This window comes from Rhizobium sp. SG2393 (assembly GCF_042610495.1).
Taxonomy (GTDB): domain Bacteria; phylum Pseudomonadota; class Alphaproteobacteria; order Rhizobiales; family Rhizobiaceae; genus RU20A.
The window spans coordinates 1705945-1727084 of record NZ_JBHGAP010000001.1 but is presented as its reverse complement, the minus strand read 5'-3'; the positions used below and the strand labels follow the sequence as shown (position 1 = coordinate 1727084).

Below are 21140 nucleotides of genomic sequence, written 5' to 3'. Positions count from 1 at the left end.
AGAGCGGCTTTACGCGTCCTCTGCCACGACGCGCAGGGCCTGCGCCTGGGCAAGTGCGGCCTTCTGCACGGCGTCCTGAACCTTTTCGAAGGCGCGGACCTCGATCTGGCGGACGCGCTCGCGGCTGATGTCGAATTCGGCCGAGAGGTCTTCCAGCGTCACCGGGTCCTCGCGAAGGCGGCGGGCCTCGAAGATGCGGCGTTCGCGATCGTTCAGCACCTTCAGCGCGTTGCCGAGCATGCCGCGGCGGTTTTCCAGCTCGTCCTGCTCGATGAGCATGTCTTCCTGGTTGTCGTGGTCGTCGACCAGCCAGTCCTGCCACTGCCCGCTGTCACCTTCGCTGGCCTTGATCGGCGCGTTGAGCGAGGCGTCGCCGGACAGGCGGCGGTTCATGGAAATCACTTCCTCCTCGGAGACCTTGAGGGTGGTGGCGATTTCCTTGACGTGCTCGGGCTTCAGGTCGCCTTCATCCAGCGCCTGGATCTTGCCCTTGAGGCGACGCAGGTTGAAGAACAGGCGTTTCTGGTTGGCGGTCGTGCCCATCTTCACCAGCGACCAGGAGCGCAGGATATATTCCTGGATGGCCGCCTTGATCCACCACATAGCGTAGGTGGCGAGGCGGAAGCCGCGATCGGGCTCGAACTTCTTGACCGCCTGCATCAGGCCGACATTGCCTTCGGAGACGACTTCGCCGATCGGCAGGCCGTAGCCGCGGTAGCCCATGGCGATCTTCGCCACGAGACGCAGGTGGCTCGTCACCAGCTTGTGGGCTGCCTTTCGGTCGTCATGCTCCTGGTACCGCTTGGCGAGCATGTACTCTTCCTGCGGTTCGAGCATGGGAAACTTGCGGATCTCGTCGAGATACCGGTTGAGACCGCCTTCACCGGCGGTAATGCTGGGCAATGTATTGCGGGCCATGAAGCACCCCTTTCTCCTGTCCCGGTCTCCATGCGGCAGACGCGGGTTCGGGCGGTTCACAGACTCCGCCCGACAGCAGAGATAAGAATGCGGCAAACATGATTCAAGATGGCCAGTTTGCCCGGCAGGGCGAAACGACCTTACAAATTGTTCATCTTCTGATGGATCTCAGATCGGGCGCGGTGACGGCCGTTTCAAGGGATAGCGGCGGTCGTCTCGCCAGGACTGACGAGACTGCCTCTCATTCCACCTCGCGGAAGGTATCCAGAAGCCTCTCGAAATCCTCCGGGATCGGGGCCTCGAAGTGCAGGGTCTCGCCGCTTGCCGGGTGCTCGAAGGCGAGCAGATAGGCGTGCAGCGCCTGGCGGCGGAAGCGCTCCACGGCGTGGCGCGCGGTATCGGGCAGGCGGTTCGCCTTGGTCTTGAAGGCGGCGCCGTAATCGGGATCGCCAATCAGGGGATGGCCGAGATGGGCCATGTGGACGCGGATCTGGTGGGTGCGGCCGGTTTCCAGCCGGCATTCGACGAGCGATGCCATCGCGGTGGCATCCGGCTGCTCGAGGAAGCGCTCGATCACCTCGTAGTGCGTGATCGCCTCGCGCGCGTCGTCATTGGTCTCGCGCACCACGGCACGCTTGGTGCGGTCGCTGGTTGCCCGGCCGAGCGGGGCGTCGATGGTGCCGCGCAGCGTGCGGGGACGGCCCCAGACCAGCGCCATGTAGGCGCGTTCCAGCGGGCCGGTGCGGCCGTGGTCGGCGAACTGGTCTGAGAGATGGCGGTGGGCGTGGTCGTTCTTGGCCACCACCATGACGCCGCTGGTATCCTTGTCGAGGCGGTGGACGATGCCGGGGCGCTTGACGCCGCCAATGCCCGACAGGCTGTCGCCGCAATGGTGGATGAGGGCGTTGACGAGGGTGCCGGTCCAGTTGCCGGCGGCCGGATGCACGACGAGGCCCGGCGGCTTGGCGATCACGATCAGGTCATCGTCCTCGTAGAGCACGTCGAGCGGAATGTCCTCGCCCTTCGGCTCGGGATCTTCGGCCGGCGGCACGATGATGGCGATCTCGTCGCCCGGTTTTACCTTGCGTTTCGGCTCCTTGGTGGGCTGGCCTGCCACGGTGACGGCGCCTTCCTCGATCAGCGCCTTGATGCGGCTGCGCGAATAGGCACCCTCCAGATGGGCGGCGAGCCAGGCATCGAGGCGACCTTCGGCGTCCTCTCCGGCGATAAGGACTTTCCTATCTGTCGGCTCTTGGTTAAACGGGTCGCTCATTTACCGCACTCATTCACGCTTGGAAGGTCTCTTGATGTCCGCCGTCGAACCCGAAGACCAGGAAGATAAGCCGCTTGATCCGGCCATGGAAAATGTGCGCCGCAAGATGGTGAAGCTTCAACTCGCCTCGGGCGGCGTCATGCTGCTGATGCTTATGGCCGTGCTGGCGACGATTGTCTACAAGGTCACGCAGGGCAAGCCCGCCGCCCCGGCCGTGGCCGGGCAGGGGCTGGTGCCGAGCGATGCGCCGGTTTCGGCCGTGGCGGCATTGCCGGTCGGCTTCACCATTGAAAACGTCAGCCTTGCCAACGGGCAGCTTCTGTTCTGGGGCCGCACCACGGATGGCGAGCGCAAGGCGATCGTCTACGACATCGCCGCCGGTCGCGTCGTGGCCGACGTGCGCGTCACCACCAACTGACGGGCGCGCCCGCCATGCCGGCCCCGGTGCTGCGCATCACCGATCCCGTCGATCCGCGCATCGCGGCCTTCGTGTCGGTGAAGGAACGGGATCTGGCAGGCCGCGAGGGCCGCTTCATTGCGGAGGGTACGGTGGTACTCTCGCTGCTGGCCGCCCAGCATGCGCGCGGCGATGGCATCGTGGCGGAGGCGGTGCTGCTGCTCGAAAACCGGTTGAGCGGCGTGATGCCGCTCCTCGACCGTTTCGGGCCGGAGGTGCCGGTCTACGTGGCCGACCGTGCCGTCTTCAACGCCATCGCCGGGTTCGACATGCATCGCGGCGTGATGGCGATCGGCCGGCGCGGCGGTCTGCCCTCGCTCGAAACGGTGCTCGCGCGCCTGCCGGAGCGCGCACTGGTGCTGGCAGCCGTCGGCATTTCCAATCACGACAATATGGGTTCGCTTTTTCGCAATGCCGCTGCCTTCGGCGCCGCGGCCGTTCTGCTCGACGAGACGTGCTGCGATCCCTTCTACCGTAAGGCGCTGCGTGTCTCGGTCGGCTCGGTGCTGACGGTGCCGCAGGTGCGTGGAGGCTCGGCAACCGGCATGCTGTCGGCCCTGACGGCGGCCGGCTTCAGCCTGTTCGGCCTGTCGCCGCGTGGGGAACTGGCGCTGCAGGATCTGAAGCCCTCGGCGCGGACGGCGCTCGTCATGGGCACGGAGGGGGAGGGGCTGCCGCCGGATCTGATGGCGGCTCTGCCTACGCTTCGCATCCGCCAGAAGCCCGGCCTCGACAGCCTGAATGTCGCGACGGCGGCGGGAATCGCACTGCATCACGCGGCGGCGCTGAACGGGCTCATCTGAGGCTCATTTTTCCGGCGGCAGGATATCGGCGACGCGGCGGGCCAGGCTGCGGCGGGCCGAGGGCTTTTCCTGGCGCCCGGCGGCGATGAGGCCATGGATCGGCGAGGTCGGACCTTCGCGCCGGGCCGTGATCGCCACCATGGCGGCGGCGACATCGGCCAGTTCCGACCGCAGCGCCTCGTCGTGGCCATTCGCCTTGCGGGTGTTGGCCAGGCGCTCGGACAGTGCGGTGGCGCGATTGCGGGTCTCTTCCGTCAGGCCGGCGATGTCGAAGTTCTGCTCTTCGGCCTGCTCCGCCTGCGGCGTCAAGGACGCGACGTCGGCTGCCCGCCTCGCGGCGAGGCGGGATGGCCGCTTTTCTCCGTTTCCTGTTTCGTCCTCGGTCGGCGGCGCGGGGCGATCCATCTTGATCCCGGCAAGGCGCAGCGCACGCATGGCCTCGCGGACTTCGCCATTGGCGTCCTTGAGCTTGGATTTCAGCCGGTCGATTTCCTTCGCGCGCCGTTCGAGCAAGACGTCCTTGTCGGTTTGCGAAGAGCTTTCATATTCCAGACGGCTTTCCAGCTGACGCAGCCGGGTCTCGTCGCGGGTGAGTTGCAGTTCGATGGCGCGGGCCTTGGCGGTCTCGGTCTTCAGCTCCTCGCGGGCCACCTCGCGCTCGTCGCGCAGGCCGGCATTGCGGCTTTTCAGGCTGTCGATCTCGCTGTCGCGCGCGCCGATTTCCTCGCGCAGCCTGTCGATGTCGGCTGAGATGAGGTCGATCTGGCGCAGCAGGGTGCGGACTTCCTCGGCCTTGGCCGCGCCATCCTCCTCCGCCTTGTCGAGGGCTTCCTTGAGGCGCTCGACGCGTTTTTCCTGATCCTTCAGCGCTACGCGCATGTCGGCCGCTTCGTCGCTCATGCGGGCGATCTGGGCCTGCAGGTCGCGATTTTCGTCCGTGGTACGCTTCAGTTCGCCGGCGAGCGTCTCGCTTTTCACCATCAATGCGACGCCACGGTCGCGTTCCTTGCGCAGGTCGATGAGGGTCTTGGCCTGCTCGGCGGCGGCGGCCGCGCGCACGGCGTCCTTCTGGGCGCGGACTTCGGCGGGTGAAATCGGCATGGTCGCCTTGAGGCGGTCTTCGGCAAAGCGCACGACGCGGCGCTGGATAACCGGCGCCACCAGCAGGGCCAGAAGGCCTGCCGACAGGAAACCCAGCGAATACAACAGAACAAATTCGATCACGGGGTCGGCCGATCCGTCTTTCTGGTCCCATCATGGGTCAAACGCACTATAGGGCCGAATTATTCGCCCGTCACGTATCCGCATTCCCGTTCCGGGACACCTTGCGATCCGCCACGGCCGGCATCACGCGCCCGGTGCGGTAACTGTTCATCCCCGTCGGGGTTCCAACCGGGATGACGAGACTTGGTTCCCCGATATCCGCTTTGCGGCGGGAGGCCTACGGGTGTCAGAAGGGGTTCCAGGTGGGCTGCTGGGTCAGCTTCAAATAGCCGACGCTGACACCGAGGCGGGCGCCGATGCCGGTCCGGATCGGTACGACCACAATATTGTCATCCGTCAGCACCGTCATGCCGACGCCGGCGACCACATAGGCCGAGCCGTTGACGCCGCCGAAGCGCTTGTAGAGGGCCGGCACGCTCGGAAGGTTGTAGACCAGCATCATCGCGCGGCTGCCCTGTCCGCCGACATCAAGGCCGAGGGAGGGGCCCTGCCAGTAGACGTCATGCTGGCCGGCATTCTTGGTGTAGAGCTGGCCTTCGCCATAGGTCAGGCCGGCGACGAAGGCGCCCGAGCCTTCCTGGCCGAGAATGTAGCCGTTCGGCAGGCCATATTGCTGGAAGGCGCGTTCCACGACCTTGGCAAGGCCGCCGGAGGTGGAGCCGAAGAAGCCGTGGCCGGCGTCGATGATCTCCTGCATGGAATATTGCGCGCCGCCAGTGCGGCTCTGGGCTGATGCCGGGGCGAGCGTCAGGCCCGGCGCGGCCAGCGTGGCGCCGAAGGCAAGAGCGGTGACAAGGGCGGCCGTCCTCAGGGCTTTCGAAAGGGCGCGCATCGTTTCCTCCATGGGTCGGTTCGCGTCATTTCCCGCACTTTGAACCCATCGTCTTAACAATCGGTTTACCAAATGTGGTGTCATTATGACGGGTGAAACGGTACGCTCCGCGCGCCGGGTCCGGGCTATCGCGCCCGTCGAAGCGGCGCTTTACGGGACGCGTTGATCGCGCTGACCCCATCGAGGACGACATGATGACCAAGAATCCGAACCTGACCCTTACCGGTCCCGATCTCGCCTCGCTGCTGTGCAGCCGCGTCTGCCACGACATCATCTCTCCGGTCGGCGCCATCAACAACGGCCTGGAACTGCTCGACGAGGGCGGTGCAGATGCCGAGGCGATGGATCTGATCCGCGCCAGCGCCATCAATGCCTCCGCCCGTCTGAAGTTTGCCCGTCTCGCCTTCGGTGCGTCCGGCTCGGTCGGCGCTTCCATCGATACGGGCGAGGCGGAGAAGGCTGCGAAGGATTTTGCCGCTGCCGAGAAGAAGACCGAGGTCACCTGGGTCGGTCCGCGTGCCATCATCGCCAAGAACCGGGTCAAGCTGCTGCTCAATCTCTTCCTCATCGCCTATGGTGCCATCCCGCGTGGCGGCTCCATCGAGGTGAAGCTGGAAGATCCGGAAAATGCGGCGCATTTCACGCTGACGGCAACGGGCCGGCTGATGCGCGTGCCGCCGAAGCTGGTCGAGCTTCTGAACGGCACCGTCGAAGAAGCGATCGATGCCCATTCGATCCAGCCCTACTACGCCGTCCTGCTCGCCGACGAGGCCGGTATGAGCGTTGACGTTGTATCAACGGGTGAGGCGATCGTCTTTACCGCGAAAATGAGCGACTGAATTTTTGCGCCGGTAACCCTTTGTTTGTCAAACCACCGCTAAACTAACCTCCTGTCGGGTTCCCTTCCCGGAGTGGCGAAGGGAGAAGGAGTGCGTATGCGGCGTTTGATGATTGCAGATGAATCGGATGTGGTTCGCAAGGTGGGCCGGCGTATTCTGACCGGCATCGGCTTTCTGGTCGCGGAATCGCAGAGCGGGCTCGAAGCACTTGCCCGCTGCGAAGCCGAAATGCCGGATATCCTGATCGTGGACGCGGCGCTCGATGGCGCTCTGGACCTGATTTCCAATGTTCGCCTCATGGAAGGCGGGAAGGCGGTGAAGATCTATTATTGCGTGATCGAGGCCGACCTGAAGAAGATGATGGCCGGCAAGCGCGCCGGGGCCGACGACTTCCTCCTGAAGCCCTTCGACCGCAAGATCCTGACCAGCGTCTTTGCCAGCCAGGCAATCGCCGCCTGACACGGTTTTCCTGATTTCAGATCGAAGGCGTTGCGCTCCCGCGCGGCGCCTTTTTCGTTTTCCGCACGCCGCTATGGTGAGGGGCGGGGAGGATGCGCCTGCGTAGCGGATCCAAACGCAAAACCCGCCGTCTCCGGCGGGTCGAGCAGTCTCATTCGGATCAATGGCCCGATGTCAGGCCGATGCGCAGCATCAGGCGGTTTCCTGATACTCGCTGCTGTCGGGCTCGCGCAGAACATAGCCGCGGCCCCAGACCGTTTCGATGTAGTTGGCGCCGCCGGCGGCGTTGGCGAGCTTCTTGCGCAGCTTGCAGATGAAGACGTCGATGATCTTCAGTTCCGGCTCATCCATGCCGCCATAGAGGTGGTTGAGGAACATTTCCTTGGTGAGCGTGGTGCCCTTGCGCAGCGAAAGCAGCTCGAGCATCTGGTATTCCTTGCCCGTCAGGTGCACGCGCTGGCCGCCGACTTCGACAGTCTTGGCATCCAGGTTGACCACCAGATCGCCGGTGGCGATGACGGACTGGGCATGGCCCTTGGAACGGCGGACGATCGCGTGGATGCGGGCCACCAGCTCGTCCTTGTGGAAGGGCTTCGTCATGTAGTCGTCGGCACCGAAGCCAAGACCGCGCACCTTGTCCTCGATGCCGGCCATGCCGGAGAGGATGAGGATCGGCGTCTTCACCTTGGAAAGACGCAGCGTGCGCAGCACCTCGTAGCCTGACATATCCGGAAGATTGAGATCGAGAAGGATGATGTCGTAATCATAGAGCTTCCCGAGATCGACGCCTTCCTCACCCAGATCGGTGGTGTAGACATTGAAGCTCTCCGACTTCAGCATCAGTTCGATGCTCTGTGCCGTCGCGCTATCATCTTCGATCAGTAGAACCCGCATAATTATCCCCTATTCCGCCGCCGCAAGGTCGAGCTCGCCCACAACGCGATACGGATCCAGTTATGTCCTGATTTGGAGGCTGCCACGAAATGGTTAACAAATTCTGATTCCCTCTGGCAAGGTGTATCGAGCTTGTTAATTTTTTTTCGCAGTCCTCTGAAAACAAACAGGAATCCGAATTGCCGACCTTCATGTTCGACGTGAGCAAATGCGATTAAGTGATTCAACCGACTCATCAAATCGATACCCCCGATAAATTTCGGTCGGTGATTTACTGAGCCTTAAATCATCACCCCTATGATTAACGATGCCCGTAAACGAAAGGTTACCGCCGGTAGGATTTGATTAAGGCCGGTGGAAAAAAATCGCATTCGGGTCCGCGGCGGGATGAAACCCGCGCTCGGGTTACAGAAACCGGGGTCTCGCTATCCACGGAGTATTGCGTATGAAGTCACGTGAGAGCCTAACCCGCCTGAAGGAATTTCAGGTGAAGGAAAAGCAGCGTCAGCTGAACCAGCTTCAGATGATGATGGCCGAATTCGAACGGATGGCGAAAGATCTGGAGAGCCAGATCGCTATCGAAGAGAAAAAGTCCGGCATTACCGACCCGTCCCATTTCGCCTATCCGACCTTTGCAAAGGCGGCGCGCCAGCGTGCCGACAATTTGCAGGTGTCGATCCGCGAATTGAAGGTCCAGCAGGACGCGGCCGAAATCGCACTGGAAGAGGTGAAGGCCGAATTCCAGAAGGCGGCGGCACTGGAAGAGCGCGACAGCTCGGTTCGGTTGCGCGCCTGAGGCGCGTGACGGGCAGAGCGCTCTGACCCTGCCTTTGACGAGGCACCCTCCGCACGGACCCGGCCGGGTCCGTGCGGAGGGTGCCTGCGTGCGCTTGCCCTGTCGGCGGGTTAGGGCAGGTTCAGCTGTTGGCGACGTCCTGCCATTCGGGATGACGCTGCATCTGCGCGCGCATGAAGGGGCAGAGCGGCATGATCTTCCAGCCGCCGGCGCGTGCGGCCTCGACCGCGTGCTGGGCAAGTGCCTGGCCGACGCCCTTGCCGCGCAAGGCATCGGGCACGCCCGTGTGGTCGATGATGATGAGATGCGGCGATGTGCGCGAATAGGTCATTTCGGCCTCATGGCCATCGACCGTCACGCTGTAGCGCCCATGGGCGCCGTCTTCGTTCGTGTGGATATCCATTGACGCTTCGCTCCTCGCTCCCGTGCCCTGAACGCCGTGCGGCGCCGATGCACAATGTAAGATGAGGGGAGGCGGTCTCAAGGGGCGAATGCCGAGCGGCGCATGGGCGGCCGGATGACCTGGCATCCGGTGCGGCACCTGTGGCGCACACGTGCTGGCAGGCGAGGGGCCGGCATCTGGCGGCGGGGCAGGCGAATGGTCGACGCCTGCGCCCCGCACGCGCACAAGACCGGGTCTGGCCGATGGCCGTCCCGGCACGGTGTCTTTCAGATCGGGGCGTCTAGTGACGATACTGCTGGATGCGGGTGGTGCGCAGGCCGGCGAGACCGTGATCGTTGATGGAGGACTGCCAGGAGAGGAATTCTTCTACGGTCAGCGTGTAGCGTTCGCAGGCTTCTTCCAGGCTCAGCAGGCCGCCGCGGACAGCAGCCACGACTTCAGCCTTGCGACGGATTACCCAGCGCCGCGTGTTGGCCGGCGGCAGATCGGCAATCGTCAGGGGGCTGCCATCCGGGCCGATGACATATTTCACGCGGGGTCGAATCATTTCGGTCATTGGACTCTCTACATACACACAAGACCATTGCCCCCACTCTAGAGCCCCACCTTTTAACATTTGCCTAAGCGAAGGCGGCACTTGCGTTGCTGCTTATCGAGGGAGGTGACCCGTTTTGTTGCTTTGCTGATCAATCCCATCGCGAATTCTGCGAATGGGGATCCTTCCGTGATGGTGCTAAGGTGAAAAGCTAAACAAAGGTCATTCGGGACTTGCATCCCGGTGTCGTCGGCAAACGTTGCTGTACCAAGGCAGATGAAACGGAAAGGGCTGCGGCCGTTCTTCCATTTTCAACTGGGGGTGTGCGTGCACAATATTTGCGCGATCAGGCATCCGTGCGGTGTTCCAGTGCAGATATAACGGGGCTAGGGGCGGTCTACGGACCGGCGATTGGAACTTCGCCATGATCAATGACATGCTGCCCCCCTTGCCGGGGGGCAATTCGAACGCAGCCGGGGACTCCAAGGGTGCGATACAGACCGACTATGAAATTCTCAGGCTTCTGCGTCAGGTGACGGGAGAGGCCGGTTTTTCGCATTTCATGGTTGCTCGGCCGCCCTCCACCGATGTTCAGAGATTTCAGGATCGCCTTGTGCTCTCGAACTGGCCAACGGAGCTCGTGCGCCAGTACGACCAGGCCAATGCCTTCGTTGCGAGCCAGGTTCTTGCGCGCGTGCGCCAGACCCGCCTGCCCGTTTATGGGGACGCTGCACTGCTGCTGCCGGCCGAGCGGAGCCAGGATTGCGGTCTCCATGGCGTTTTGAGGGGCCTGAAGATCGAGACGGTGTTTGCCGTGATGATGCCGTCTGCCGACGACCAGGGTTTCATCATCACCCTGGCCGGCAGCCGCGCCTATCCCGAGCCCGAGGAGGTGCCGGGGATCTATTTCTCGCTGTTGCAGATCATGGATCGCTACGAGCGGGCCATTGCGAGCCGGGCCGTTTCCAGCGAGAAGCTTTCCATGCGCGAAATCGAATGTCTGCGCTGGGCGGCGGCCGGCAAGAGCAGCGACGAGATCGCCATCATCCTCGGCATTTCCGCCTACACGGTTTCCAGCTACTTCAAGACGGCGATGCGCAAGCTTGGCGCCGTCAACCGCATGCAGGCCATTGCCCGGGCAATCCGGCTCAAGCTTCTCTGATCCGCGGCGCGGAGTGTCGCGCGGTCGCGGGCTTGTTCCTTGCCGCGCAACTTTCTATATGGGCGAGGGGCCGGCCGCAGGCGGACCCCGACGCTGGCGCGGTGCCTCAAGGCCTTCGGTGCCGACCGGCTGCCCAGCGACGGTGTGGAAAGAACGCCTCTCGCCCATGATGAAGGCCAAGGCTGTCGCCGCCGATCGCTTGGCCGGGGCACGGCACAGGAAGCGGAAGTTCGTCGTGAACAGTCTCGATTTCGACAGAAAGCCAGAGGACACGCGCGTCGTCGTCGCCATGTCCGGCGGCGTCGATTCCTCCGTGGTTGCGGGCCTGCTGAAGCGGGAAGGCTACGACGTGCTCGGCATTACGCTGCAGCTCTACGATCATGGCGCGGCGGTGCACCGGGCCGGTTCGTGCTGCGCGGGCCAGGACATCGACGATGCCCGCCGGGTCTGCGAAACGCTCGGCATTCCGCACTACGTCCTCGACTACGAACAGCGGTTCCGCGAGCAGGTGATCAATCCCTTCGCCGAGAGCTATGTGGCGGGTGAAACGCCTGTGCCCTGCATCGCGTGCAACCAGACGGTCAAGTTCGCCGATCTTCTGGCGACCGCGCGCGATCTCGGCGCGGATGCGCTGGCGACCGGCCACTATATCCGCTCGCGCCCGGTGCCGGGCAGCGGCATGCCCGGCCGGCGCGCGCTCTACCGGCCGGCCGATGCCGAGCGTGACCAGAGCTATTTCCTCTTTGCGACCACGCAGGACCAGGTCGATTACCTGCGCTTTCCCCTTGGACACCTGACGAAAGCCGAGACCCGGGCGCTTGCCGAAGAGATGGGCCTCGTGGTTGCGGCGAAGGCCGACAGCCAGGACATCTGCTTCGTGCCGCAGGGCAAGTACAGCGACATCGTCGCAAAGCTGAAGCCGGACGCCTCGCTCGCCGGCGAGATCGTGCATCTCGACGGCCGCGTGCTCGGTCGCCACGAGGGCATCCTGCACTATACGATCGGCCAGCGCCGCGGGATCGGTATCGCGACCGGCGAACCGCTCTACGTCGTCTATCTCGATGCGCGTTCGCGCCGGGTGATTGTCGGGCCGAAGGAGGCGCTGGAAACACGCCGCGTGTATCTGCGCGACCTCAACTGGCTGGGCGATGGCCCGATCGAGGCTGCGGCTGAGGGCGGCTTCGACTGTTTCGCAAAGGTGCGTTCCACCCGCCAGCCGGCGCCTGCCATTCTCGCCAGCGACGGTGAAGGCCTTTATGTGGAACTGGCCGAAGGCGAAGCCGGCATCGCGGCGGGCCAGGCCTGCGTGCTCTATTCCGGCACCGGCGAAGACGCCCGCGTCTATGGCGGCGGCTTCATCCGTCGCTCCGAGCGTGAGAAGGGCGCAGAGGACGCGCTGAAGGCGATCCTCGCCCAGCCGGCGGCCGCCTGAGCACTGTGCGTCCGAAGCGCTCCAGCGGCCTGCCAGGGCGGCCTGGAACCCATGGGCAGATGCCTGCGACGGACCAGGCGACGGCCATCTTTCCTTTCGCGCGGGAAGCTTGCGCCGATCCTCAAAAAAGTGGCGGCGCGATGTTGACACCACCCGAGCCGCCGACCTATAAGCCGCCCCGCTGGCACGGTTTTTTCCCGTGACCGCCCGGCGGAGTAGCTCAGTAGGTTAGAGCAGAGGAATCATAATCCTTGTGTCGGGGGTTCGAATCCCTCCTCCGCTACCATCCATTATCCCATACGCGTGCTGAGACCTTGTAGCAGACGGAAGCTCCGCGGCGTTTCGAGCTGGAACGCCGTTTACGGATTGTCGCTTGTGGCATGGGGCGGCCGAGAGGCTGTGTTCCAAGTCGCTCGCTGAGCGAGGGATGCGGCTCAGCGAAGCTCGCGTTTATTCGCTGCCATGCGCCAAATTGCCCATGTCAGCTGCCACGCCGCCTCACCCACCGCCTTTACGCTTGCCCGCATCCGATACCCGACCGTGCTCAGCGCCTGATCGACGTCCTCGTCGCTCGGGGCGTTGCGGCCGAACAGGGCCTGCCAGAGGATGGCGGTCAGGGTGGCCATGAGGGCGCTGGCGATCAGGACGTCGGAGAGGAAGTGGGCGCCGAAGGCGACGCGGTTGGCGCAGATGGCGACGGCGAAGGCGATGAGCAGTGTTGAAACGCTGCGGCGCCACGCCGGATGTACAAAGAAGGCGAGCGGAATGAGGCAGACGATGGCTGCGGCTTCGCCAGAGGCGAAGGAGCGGTTTGAGAAGAACGTCTCGCCCATGCTCCAAGCATCCACGAAATTGAACCGACCGCCGAAATTGATCGTGTCTACCGGACGGGGGCGGTCCCAGAAGGGTTTCAGGATACAGTTGATGATAAGGCCCGGGCCGATGAGGTAGAGGCTTGCGAAGAACACCGTAAAGCGCGGCGGAAAGAGGATTGGCCGTGAGGGGTAGGCGATCTTCAGGATGACGGCGAGTATCATGGCCATCGCAAAGGCCATGGGCACATATTGGCCGATGGCGCGCAACTGCTGGAGCGCGTGCACACCGCGGGCCGGGAAGCCGATGCCGGGCACGTAGAAGAGGCCGGTGACCGTTCGATCCAGCGCGGGAAGCGCGATGAAGAGCAGCGACAGGCAGATGGTCACGGCAACGCAGGTCTTGATCGACGTGGGGGTCGAAGATGTGTCGCGCGGTTCGTGCTGCGGGGCATAGGTCTGTGACTGGAATGTCATGGGCGCCGTGTCTCAGAAATCGATCATATGACGAATGATGTCAGTTCATGACATCTTGATGAAATACGAGTGACGCTTTGCATCATCCCGGCCTGCTTTTGGGATTGATCACGGCTTAGCCGCCGATCCGCCCTGTCGTGCCCCCGACGGTTCCGTCATGGCGGTTGCGGCTGACACGAAGCTGAACGGCTCTGCGGAGCACTCCGCGCATCGCCGTGCCCGGCCCGTCCACGCTCTCAGGGGCGTCCGGCGCAGGCTGCATCGGTGCGATAGGCGGCCATGTTGCGGCGCGCGTAGGCGCCGCCTGCCGTGTCGATGGCCAGGGGTCGTCCTGCGCAGGCCGGCGGGTTCTCGGTGACGAGAAGAACGGGGCCTGCGATGCCGGCGGGCAGGGGATAGCTGAGTTCGTAGTGATTTCGGACGCCCGCTTCGGACAGTCGGGCATAGAAGGCGATGTCTGTCGTCTGCCGGCCGGTGTAGAAGAGGTCTGCGAGGATATCCCGGTTGTCGGACACGATCGCGACGGCCCCCTCGCGGCGCGCGAGGTTGATCAGTGTCTCGCTCATGGCGGCGCGGCCGAGATAGCGCGCGGTAAACGCGTTGCCGGCAAGGCCAGCCCCCGGCATGACGGTCATGGCGAGCAGGACGAGACAGGCGCCGGCATTGATGCCGATCGCGATGGTGCGCAGGCGGGGAGCGGCGGCAAGCACGGAAAGGGCGATCAGCGTTCCCGCCAGATAGGCGCCGGCTGCCCAGTTGGCATAGGCCTTGTCCATCAGTGCCTGCAGGGAGACGATGAGGAGGATCGGCCAGACGAAATAGGCAAGCTGTGCCGGTGCCGGCGTTGCAGCGCCCGTCTTGCCGCTGCGGCGGAGGCCGTGGATGAGGGCGAGGATCAGCGCGATCATCAGGCCCGGACCGAAGACGCCGAACTGGCTGCCGAGGAATTCGAGCAGGCCATCAAGGCCGAAGCCCGCGAAGGGCGAGGATTGGCGGACCCAGCCGATATTGTCGGCGGTATGCGACAGCGTCTCGCCGTGGTTCAGGGCGTTCCAGACGAGGTTCGGCGACAGGACGGCCAGCAGGCAGACGAGGATCAGCGCGCCATTGACGGCGGTCGGGCGCAGGCGCCGGTCGAGAAGGGCTGAAAGACCGATGCCGACCAGCACGTAAAGGCCGGCATATTTGGCAAGACAGGCAAGCCCGATCATCAGTCCGGTCAAGATCGCATCGCGTGCCCGGCCCTCAGCCAGCAGACGATCGTGGAAAAGCAGGGCGGCGGCGAAGAAGGGCGCCATGATCGTGTCGGTAGAGATCACAAGGCTGCCGAGGCCGACCATCGGCAGGGTGATGTAGGCAAGCGCCGTCCACAGCGCGGCCCTGCGGCCGGCATGGCGGGCGGCCAGGGCTGCGAGGATGAGCGCCGTCGCGGCGTGGCAAAGCGGACCGGGCAGGCGGACCCAGAAGGGCGCATCGCTGCCGCCGAGGGTGGTGAAGGCGGCAATCGCCCAGGCAATCAGCGGTGGCTTCGAATAATAGCCGAGTTCCAGGTGCTGGCCCCAAAGCCAGTATTGCGCTTCGTCCACGAAGAGATCGCGGTTGTCGAAGCCAAGCACCAGGATGCGCAGCAGCGTGATCGCGCCGACAATGCCGAGTGCTGCGGGCAGCCAGCCGGCCTCGCTGTGCAGCTTTGCAAATGTCGCGGGCGCCGCCATGGCCGAGAGCGTGGCCGGCTTGCGGGGGCGCTCGCGGTGGATGAGCCAGAGATTGCGGGCATAGATGAAAACACCCAGCGCCTGACCGAAGATGAAGACGGGGTCGCCGCGCTTGATGGCGTAGGCCAGCAGCATGGAGCCGCCGGCAATCGAGAAATACCAGAAGGCGACGGGCATGACGGATTTGCGCGCCTTTTCCGATGCCAGCCATTGCACGAGGAAGCGGCCGGTGAACATGAGCTGTGCCACGAAGCCGAAGGCGACCCACAGGAGCTCGCTGCGGGATGTGACGTGCAGCCACGACATCAGCGTCTGCATCACAGCGCGGGCTCCGGGCTGTTGATCGCCCTGGGCTGCACCTGGGATGCGGTGCCGGTGCTGGCGATCACCGCGCCGCGCGCCTTCTTGCGGCGACGGATGAGCCAGGCGACGGCCGCGAGATCGACGATGCCGACAAGGCCGCGCTGGAGGTTCGAATAGTTGGAGCGGCCGGCGACGCGCGGCCGGTGGGTGACATCGACATGCACGACCCGCCAGCCATCCCGGGAAAAGAGCGCGGGGAGATAGCGGTGCATATGGTCGAAATAGGGAAGCGCGAGGAAGGCGTCGCGGCGAAAACCCTTGAGGCCGCAGCCGGTGTCGCGGGTGCCATCGGCAAGCACGCGGGCGCGGATGCCGTTGGCAAAGCGCGATGCGAGGCGTTTCGACAGCGTGTCCTTGCGGCCAACGCGCTGCCCGGCCACAAGGCCGATCGTGCCGTCGCGGTCGGCCAGCAGGGGGGCTGCGAGCTTCGGCAGTTCGCCCGGCGGGTTCTGGCCGTCGCCGTCGAGCGTGAGAACGATCGGGCCGCGCGCGGCCTGCACGCCGGTATGGACCGCCGCACTCTGGCCGCCGCGCATGTCGTGCGACAAGACAACGAGATGCGGCAGGCGCGCGGCAAGGGCGCTCAGTCGCGCAAGGCTGTCGTCGGTGGACGCGTCGTCCACGACGATGATCTCGAACGGGCTTTCCAGCACCAGGGCCGCATCGATCGCTTCAACGAGAGCGACGATGTTCTCCGCCTCGTTGCGAGCAGGGATGACGACCGAAAGGCGCGGCGCGGCGCGTTCGGGAAAGATCAGGTTCTGAAGCATGGGCCGGCCGGTTTGCTGGGTATCAGACCCTTATTGCGCCTGATCACAACGAATTGATGACACCGTGAAGCCTTTCTTCAGATTTCGATACCGGCGAGGCGATGGGCGCACCGATGTCACCCCCGGCACCGCTGCAGGCCGGCGGAACGCCCGAAAATGGCCTTGCCGGTCAAGCGCTTGTTTTGGCGAAAAACCCGCGTCGAGGCCGCTGCAAACTTTTGCACGACATGCTTTATACCAGTCAGGACGGCGATTCTCGGGGACACCATCATGACGGAGCAGGGCTTTCTCGATCAGGCGGAGCGCGCGCGCCCGGCAGTGACGATGGAAGACGCGGCTGTCATTCTCGACGGTGTGTTTGGTGTGCGGGGCCGGATTGTCGAGCTTGGCAGCCAGCAGGATCGCAATTTCCGTGTGGAAACCGAGGATGGGCGGCGTTTCGTCCTCAAGGTCTGCCATGCCGATTACGGCTTTCAGGCGCTCGACGCGCAGAATGCGGCCATGCGCCATATCGGCGCGCGCAGCGGCGCGCCTGCCGTGCCGACGCCGCTTCTTTCGGTCGATGGACGCGATATCGTCGAACTCGACATCCGTGGCGAACTCTGCCTGTTGCGGCTGCTGACCTATCTTGACGGCGAGCCGCTGACGCGGCGTATGCATCTGGGCGAGGAGACGATCGCCGCACTCGGCGCCCTGGCGGCGGAGCTGTCGCTGGCGCTTGCCGACTTCACGCATCCCGGCCTTGATCGCGCGCTCCAATGGGACCTGCGCCGGGCCGGGCCGGTGGCGCTGCATCTCCTGTCGTCGCTGCCGGACCCGCAGCGCAAGCGGCGGCTGGCCGATCCTCTGGTCGCGGCCATGCGGCGATTGCAGCCCCTCAGTGCTGCCTTGCGGGTGCAGGCGGTTCACCACGACGTGACGGATGACAATGTCGTGGCCCGGCGAGAAAAATCCGGCCGGCTCGTGCCGGAGGGCGTCATCGATTTTGGCGATATCCTGAACGGCTGGCTGGTCGCCGATCTCGCCGTCACCTGCGCGGCGCTGCTGCACCACGCCGATGGCGATCCTTTCGCCATCCTGCCGGCGATTGCGGCCTATCACGCCCGCCTGCCATTGACGGTGGAGGAACTGAAGGCGCTCTGGCCGCTCATCGTGGCACGCGCCACCGTGCTGGTCGCCTCCAGCGAGCGGCAACTCGCCGTTGATCCCGACAATGACTATGTCGCCGGCAATATCGACCATGAGCGGCTGATCTTCGATGTCGCCAATTCCGTCCCGATGGCGCTGATGGAAGCGGCGATCCTGCAGGTCGCGGGTGTCGCTGCCGCGCCGCTGCCGTCGGTCGCCTCGCTGATCCCGAGCCTTGATCCGGCCGCCGTGCAGACCATCGACCTTTCCACGACCTCCACCGCCTTCGAGGCTGCCGATTTTCTTGCCCCGCGCATCGAGGAGGAACTGCTGGATGCTGCCGCGCGCCGCACCGGCCATGCCGCGACGCGCTACGGCGAATATCGTCTGACGCGCACCGCGCCTATCCTGCCGCATGCGCCGGAGACCTTTGCGCTGCACATCATGCTCTCGCTGCCGGTCGATACGCTGTTTGTGGCGCCCTTCGACGGGACAATTGCGTTTCGCGACGATGGCATCGTTCTGACGGGGCCGGATCTCGCGCTCCACCTGTCGGGACGCATGCGCACGGCGGCTGAGGGCCCGGTGACGGCGGGCTCCGCCATCGCGGCGACGGAGGATGACGGCGGGGGGCAGGGCATGGTGCGCCTTGCGCTATCGCGCGAGGCCGATCTGGTGCCGCCGCTTCTGACGCGCCCGTCGCGGGCGGCGGCCTGGAAACGGATTGCGCCGTCGCCCGCGCTTGTGCTCGGTTTCGATTGCGATGCGCCGGCCCCCGGCAACGAAAACCTGCTGGAGCGGCGCCAGCGCCACTTCGCCCGGCCGCAGAAGAACTATTACCGCAAGCCGCCGCAGATCGAGCGCGGCCTGCGCGAGCACATGTTCGATGTCGAGGGCCGCAGCTTCCTCGACATGGTCAACAATGTCACGACGATCGGCCACGGCCATCCGCGTCTCGCGGCCGCCGTGGGCCGGCAGTGGTCGATGCTCAACACCAATTCCCGCTTCCACTATGCCGCGGTTGCGGAGTTTTCCGAGCGGCTCGCGGGTCTTGCGCCCGAGGGGCTCGATACTGTCTTCCTCGTCAACAGCGGGTCGGAGGCCGTCGATCTCGCGGTTCGTCTTGCGTGGGCGGCGTCAGGCCGGCGCAACATCGTCTCGCTGCTGGAGGCCTATCACGGCTGGACGGTGGCGAGCGATGCCGTCTCCACTTCCATTGCCGACAATCCGCAGGCGCTGACGACGCGGCCGGACTGGGTGCATCCCGTGACCTCGCCCAACCTTTATCGCGGCAAGTATCGCGGGGCCGATGCCGGCCGGCGCTACACGGAAGATGCGCTGGCGAAGATCGAAGAACTGGGCGACCGGCTGGCGGGCTTCATCTGCGAGCCCGTCTACGGCAATGCCGGCGGCATTTCGCTGCCGGAGGGTTACCTGCCGGCGATCTACGAGGCCGTGCGGAGCAAGGGCGGCGTCTGCATCGCCGACGAGGTACAGGTGGGCTACGGCCGTCTTGGCCATTCCTTCTGGGGCTTCGAGCAGCAGGGCGTGGTGCCCGATATCATCACGGTCGCCAAGGGCATGGGCAACGGCCATCCGCTTGGCGCCGTCATCACCAGCCGCAAGATTGCCGATGCGCTGGAGCGGGAAGGCTATTTCTTCTCCTCGTCCGGTGGCAGCCCGGTTTCGGCGGTGATCGGCATGACGGTGCTGGACGTGCTGCGCGACGAGCGGCTGGTCGAGAATGCGCGCGAGGTCGGCGATTATCTGAAGGCCCGGCTCGAAGCGCTCGGCCAGCGTTTCCCGCTGGTCGGCACGGTGCATGGCATGGGGCTTTATCTCGGCCTCGAATTCGTGCGCGACCGCGAGACGCTGGAGCCGGCAACGGAGGAGACGGCGGCGATTTGCGACCGCCTGCTCGACCTCGGCGTCATCATGCAGCCGACCGGCGATCATCTCAACGTGCTGAAGATCAAGCCGCCGCTCTGCCTTGCCAAGGAGAGCGCGGACTTCTTCGTCGATATGCTCGAGCGCGTGCTGGCCGAAGGCTGGTAGGCGCCCGCCCGCACTTTCTTTTTTCCCACAGACATCTGGAGCGATGATGAGCACCCAGGCCGATACGATCATCCTGAACGGCAAGCTTCTGACCATGGACCCTGACAAGCCGCGCGCCGACGCGATCGCGCTTGCCGGCGGGCGCATTCTCGCTGTCGGCACGACCGCCGAGATCGAGGCGCTGGCCGGGCCGGACACGCGCCGTATCGATGCGGCTGGCGGGTCCGTTCTGCCGGGCTTTTCCGAAAATCACATGCACCTGTTTTCCGGTGCCGCCGAGCTCGATCATCTGCAGCTCTCCGGCCTGCGCGGCTTCGATGCGCTGAAGGCGGCGGTGCTCGACTATGCCGCGGCGCGACCGGGCGACAGCATGATCTTCGGCCAGGGCACCGATTATCCGATCCTTGGCGAAAAGGAGCGGCTGACCCGCCATCACCTGGATGCCATCCTGGCCGACCGGCCGATCGCGCTGTTTGCCCCCGACCATCACACGGGCTGGGCCAATACCAAGGCGCTGGAACTTTCGGGCATCCTGCACGGCCGCGATGTCGGCCCCGGCAACGAGATCGTCATGGGCGAGGACGGGCTGGCGACCGGGGAGCTGCGGGAGATGCAGGCCTTCGATCCCGTGCAGATCGCCGGCGGCTTCAGCCGCTACCGGCTGGGTCTTGCCACCGGCGGCGAGCCGAACCCCTATCCGACCGAGGCGGAATTCGCCATCGACATGGATGTCATGCGCCGTGGGCTGAACTATTGCGCCCGGCACGGCATTACGACCATCCAGTGCATGGACGGCAATCTCTACCAGCTGGAACTTCTTTCGGCCGTGGAAAAGGCCGATGGCGGGCTGCCCTGCCGGGTGATGGTGCCCTTCCACTTCAAGAATTTCATGGACACCGCCATGCTCGACAAGGCGGTGACGATGCGCGAGCGCTACAACAGCGAATGGTTGAAGTCCGGTACCGTCAAGTTCTTCTACGATGGCGTTCTCGACAGCTGGACGGCGGTGATGGTCGAGCCCTATGCCGACAATCCCGACGCGACCGTCGAGCCGCTTTTCCAGCCTGAGCGCTTCAAGGAACTCGCCATCGAGGCGGACAGGCGCGGCCTGCAAATCGCCGTTCACGCCATTGGCGACGGGGCGGTGCGGGCGGTTCTCGACGGTTACGAGGCGGCGCGGCAGGCCAACGGCGCGCGCGACAGCCGCCATCGTGTCGAGCATATCGAGGTCGTCCACCCCGACGACATCAAGCGTTTCGCCGCGCTCGGCGTCATCGCATCCATGCAACCTCCGCATGTTCCGGGCTTCACGGGCGTGCCGTTGGCGCCGACGGTCGATATCATTGGCGAGGCCCGCTGGCCGGTGAGCTACGCCTGGCGAACGCTGAAGAATGCCGGCGCGCGCATCTGCTTTGCATCCGACTGGCCCGTCTCCCCCATAGACCCGCTGCTCGGCATCCAGACGGCGGTCACCCGCACGCCCTGGGCGGCCGGCAATCCCGATCAGAGTTTTACGCTTTCGGAGGCGATCGAGGCCTATACGGCCGAAGGCGCCTATGCCGGCTTTACCGAGGATCGCAACGGCCGGCTGAAGCCGGGCTTCTTCGCCGACATCGTCATTCTCGACCAGGACGTCGAGGCTGTCGATCCCTCCCGGCTCGGCACCGTCAAGCCCGCCATGACGATCTGCGGCGGCCGCGTGACATTTTCGCAGCAGTGAAGATTCTTGCTCGTTTTTCTCGCAGCCCCATTGTCAATGACAAGGGGCTGTGCTCCCCTAGCCCTCAAGATCC

The 21140-nt window shown here is 64.6% G+C and carries 19 protein-coding genes, 1 tRNA gene and 1 pseudogene; 10 read left to right on the top strand and 11 right to left on the bottom strand.

From position 1 onward, the window contains the following. Positions 1–9: 9 nt before the first annotated feature. Both rpoH and ACED18_RS08170 read right to left on the bottom strand, forming a co-directional pair. A complete protein-coding gene (rpoH, locus tag ACED18_RS08175; protein WP_377290751.1) occupies positions 10–918 on the bottom strand; it encodes an RNA polymerase sigma factor RpoH in 909 nt (302 codons plus the stop codon). Between the two features lie 241 nt (positions 919–1159). Beyond that, positions 1160–2191, bottom strand: a complete 1032-nt coding sequence (locus ACED18_RS08170) for an RluA family pseudouridine synthase (RefSeq protein WP_377290749.1) — start codon at positions 2189–2191, stop codon at positions 1160–1162. A 34-nt stretch (positions 2192–2225) separates the two neighbouring features. Between ACED18_RS08170 and ACED18_RS08165 the strand changes: the two genes are divergently transcribed. Further along, the gene (locus tag ACED18_RS08165) at positions 2226–2609 is read left to right on the top strand and encodes a hypothetical protein (protein WP_377290747.1); all 384 of its coding nucleotides are present in this window, start codon (positions 2226–2228) and stop codon (positions 2607–2609) included. Between the two features lie 14 nt (positions 2610–2623). Further along, a complete protein-coding gene (locus tag ACED18_RS08160) occupies positions 2624–3451 on the top strand; it encodes a TrmH family RNA methyltransferase (RefSeq protein ID WP_377290745.1) in 828 nt (275 codons plus the stop codon). Positions 3452–3454: 3 nt separating this feature from the next. Here the strand turns inward: ACED18_RS08160 and ACED18_RS08155 are convergent, their stop codons facing one another. Together ACED18_RS08155 and ACED18_RS08150 are read right to left on the bottom strand one after the other, a co-directional pair. Then, a complete protein-coding gene (locus ACED18_RS08155) occupies positions 3455–4675 on the bottom strand; it encodes a hypothetical protein (protein ID WP_377290743.1) in 1221 nt (406 codons plus the stop codon). A 226-nt stretch (positions 4676–4901) separates the two neighbouring features. Then, positions 4902–5519, bottom strand: coding sequence for a DUF1134 domain-containing protein (locus ACED18_RS08150; RefSeq protein WP_377290741.1), 618 nt, complete (start codon positions 5517–5519; stop codon positions 4902–4904). A gap of 182 nt (positions 5520–5701) precedes the next feature. Between ACED18_RS08150 and chpT the strand changes: the two genes are divergently transcribed. Both chpT and ACED18_RS08140 read left to right on the top strand, forming a co-directional pair. After that, positions 5702–6346, top strand: coding sequence for a histidine phosphotransferase ChpT (gene chpT, locus ACED18_RS08145; RefSeq protein ID WP_377291119.1), 645 nt, complete (start codon positions 5702–5704; stop codon positions 6344–6346). Positions 6347–6442: 96 nt separating this feature from the next. Beyond that, positions 6443–6805, top strand: coding sequence for a PleD family two-component system response regulator (locus ACED18_RS08140; protein ID WP_377290739.1), 363 nt, complete (start codon positions 6443–6445; stop codon positions 6803–6805). Positions 6806–6997: 192 nt separating this feature from the next. Here the strand turns inward: ACED18_RS08140 and ctrA are convergent, their stop codons facing one another. Then, the gene (ctrA, locus tag ACED18_RS08135; RefSeq protein ID WP_377290737.1) at positions 6998–7699 is read right to left on the bottom strand and encodes a response regulator transcription factor CtrA; all 702 of its coding nucleotides are present in this window, start codon (positions 7697–7699) and stop codon (positions 6998–7000) included. A gap of 445 nt (positions 7700–8144) precedes the next feature. On the opposite strand from ctrA, the gene ACED18_RS08130 reads away from it, so the two are divergent. After that, positions 8145–8495, top strand: coding sequence for a flagellar export protein FliJ (locus ACED18_RS08130; RefSeq protein WP_377290735.1), 351 nt, complete (start codon positions 8145–8147; stop codon positions 8493–8495). Positions 8496–8616: 121 nt separating this feature from the next. On the opposite strand, the gene ACED18_RS08125 is transcribed toward ACED18_RS08130, so the two are convergent. Then, positions 8617–8898, bottom strand: a complete 282-nt coding sequence (locus tag ACED18_RS08125) for a GNAT family N-acetyltransferase (RefSeq protein WP_377290733.1) — start codon at positions 8896–8898, stop codon at positions 8617–8619. Positions 8899–9178: 280 nt separating this feature from the next. Beyond that, positions 9179–9454, bottom strand: a complete 276-nt coding sequence (locus ACED18_RS08120; protein ID WP_018327815.1) for a DUF1153 domain-containing protein — start codon at positions 9452–9454, stop codon at positions 9179–9181. Positions 9455–9857: 403 nt separating this feature from the next. On the opposite strand from ACED18_RS08120, the gene ACED18_RS08115 reads away from it, so the two are divergent. From ACED18_RS08115 to ACED18_RS08105, 3 genes are all read left to right on the top strand, one after another. Beyond that, on the top strand, positions 9858–10595 hold the full coding sequence (locus ACED18_RS08115) for a helix-turn-helix transcriptional regulator (protein ID WP_377290730.1): 738 nt from the start codon (positions 9858–9860) through the stop codon (positions 10593–10595). A gap of 235 nt (positions 10596–10830) precedes the next feature. Beyond that, positions 10831–12027, top strand: coding sequence for a tRNA 2-thiouridine(34) synthase MnmA (gene mnmA / locus ACED18_RS08110; protein WP_377290728.1), 1197 nt, complete (start codon positions 10831–10833; stop codon positions 12025–12027). Between the two features lie 209 nt (positions 12028–12236). Beyond that, positions 12237–12313, top strand: a tRNA-Met gene (locus ACED18_RS08105). Positions 12314–12461: 148 nt separating this feature from the next. On the opposite strand, the gene ACED18_RS08100 is transcribed toward ACED18_RS08105, so the two are convergent. The 4 genes and pseudogenes from ACED18_RS08100 to ACED18_RS08085 all read right to left on the bottom strand — a co-directional run bounded on the left by ACED18_RS08100 (position 12462) and on the right by ACED18_RS08085 (position 16164). After that, on the bottom strand, positions 12462–13316 hold the full coding sequence (locus ACED18_RS08100; protein WP_377290726.1) for a phosphatase PAP2 family protein: 855 nt from the start codon (positions 13314–13316) through the stop codon (positions 12462–12464). 236 nt (positions 13317–13552) lie between these two features. Continuing rightward, entirely contained in the window at positions 13553–15031 is a 1479-nt protein-coding gene (locus ACED18_RS08095; RefSeq protein ID WP_377291117.1) for an ArnT family glycosyltransferase, read from the bottom strand. Between the two features lie 27 nt (positions 15032–15058). Beyond that, positions 15059–15349, bottom strand: a pseudogene (locus ACED18_RS08090) (lipid-A-disaccharide synthase N-terminal domain-containing protein); the annotation flags it as partial. Then, a complete protein-coding gene (locus ACED18_RS08085; RefSeq protein WP_377290724.1) occupies positions 15349–16164 on the bottom strand; it encodes a glycosyltransferase family 2 protein in 816 nt (271 codons plus the stop codon). The pseudogene ACED18_RS08090 and the gene ACED18_RS08085, both read right to left, overlap by 1 nt. Before the next feature lie 270 nt (positions 16165–16434). Here ACED18_RS08085 and ACED18_RS08080 point away from each other — a divergent pair, with 270 nt between their 5' ends. Both ACED18_RS08080 and ACED18_RS08075 read left to right on the top strand, forming a co-directional pair. Then, the gene (locus ACED18_RS08080) at positions 16435–19347 is read left to right on the top strand and encodes an aminotransferase (protein ID WP_377290722.1); all 2913 of its coding nucleotides are present in this window, start codon (positions 16435–16437) and stop codon (positions 19345–19347) included. A 46-nt stretch (positions 19348–19393) separates the two neighbouring features. Beyond that, positions 19394–21067, top strand: a complete 1674-nt coding sequence (locus tag ACED18_RS08075) for an amidohydrolase (RefSeq protein ID WP_377290720.1) — start codon at positions 19394–19396, stop codon at positions 21065–21067. Positions 21068–21140: the final 73 nt, after the last annotated feature.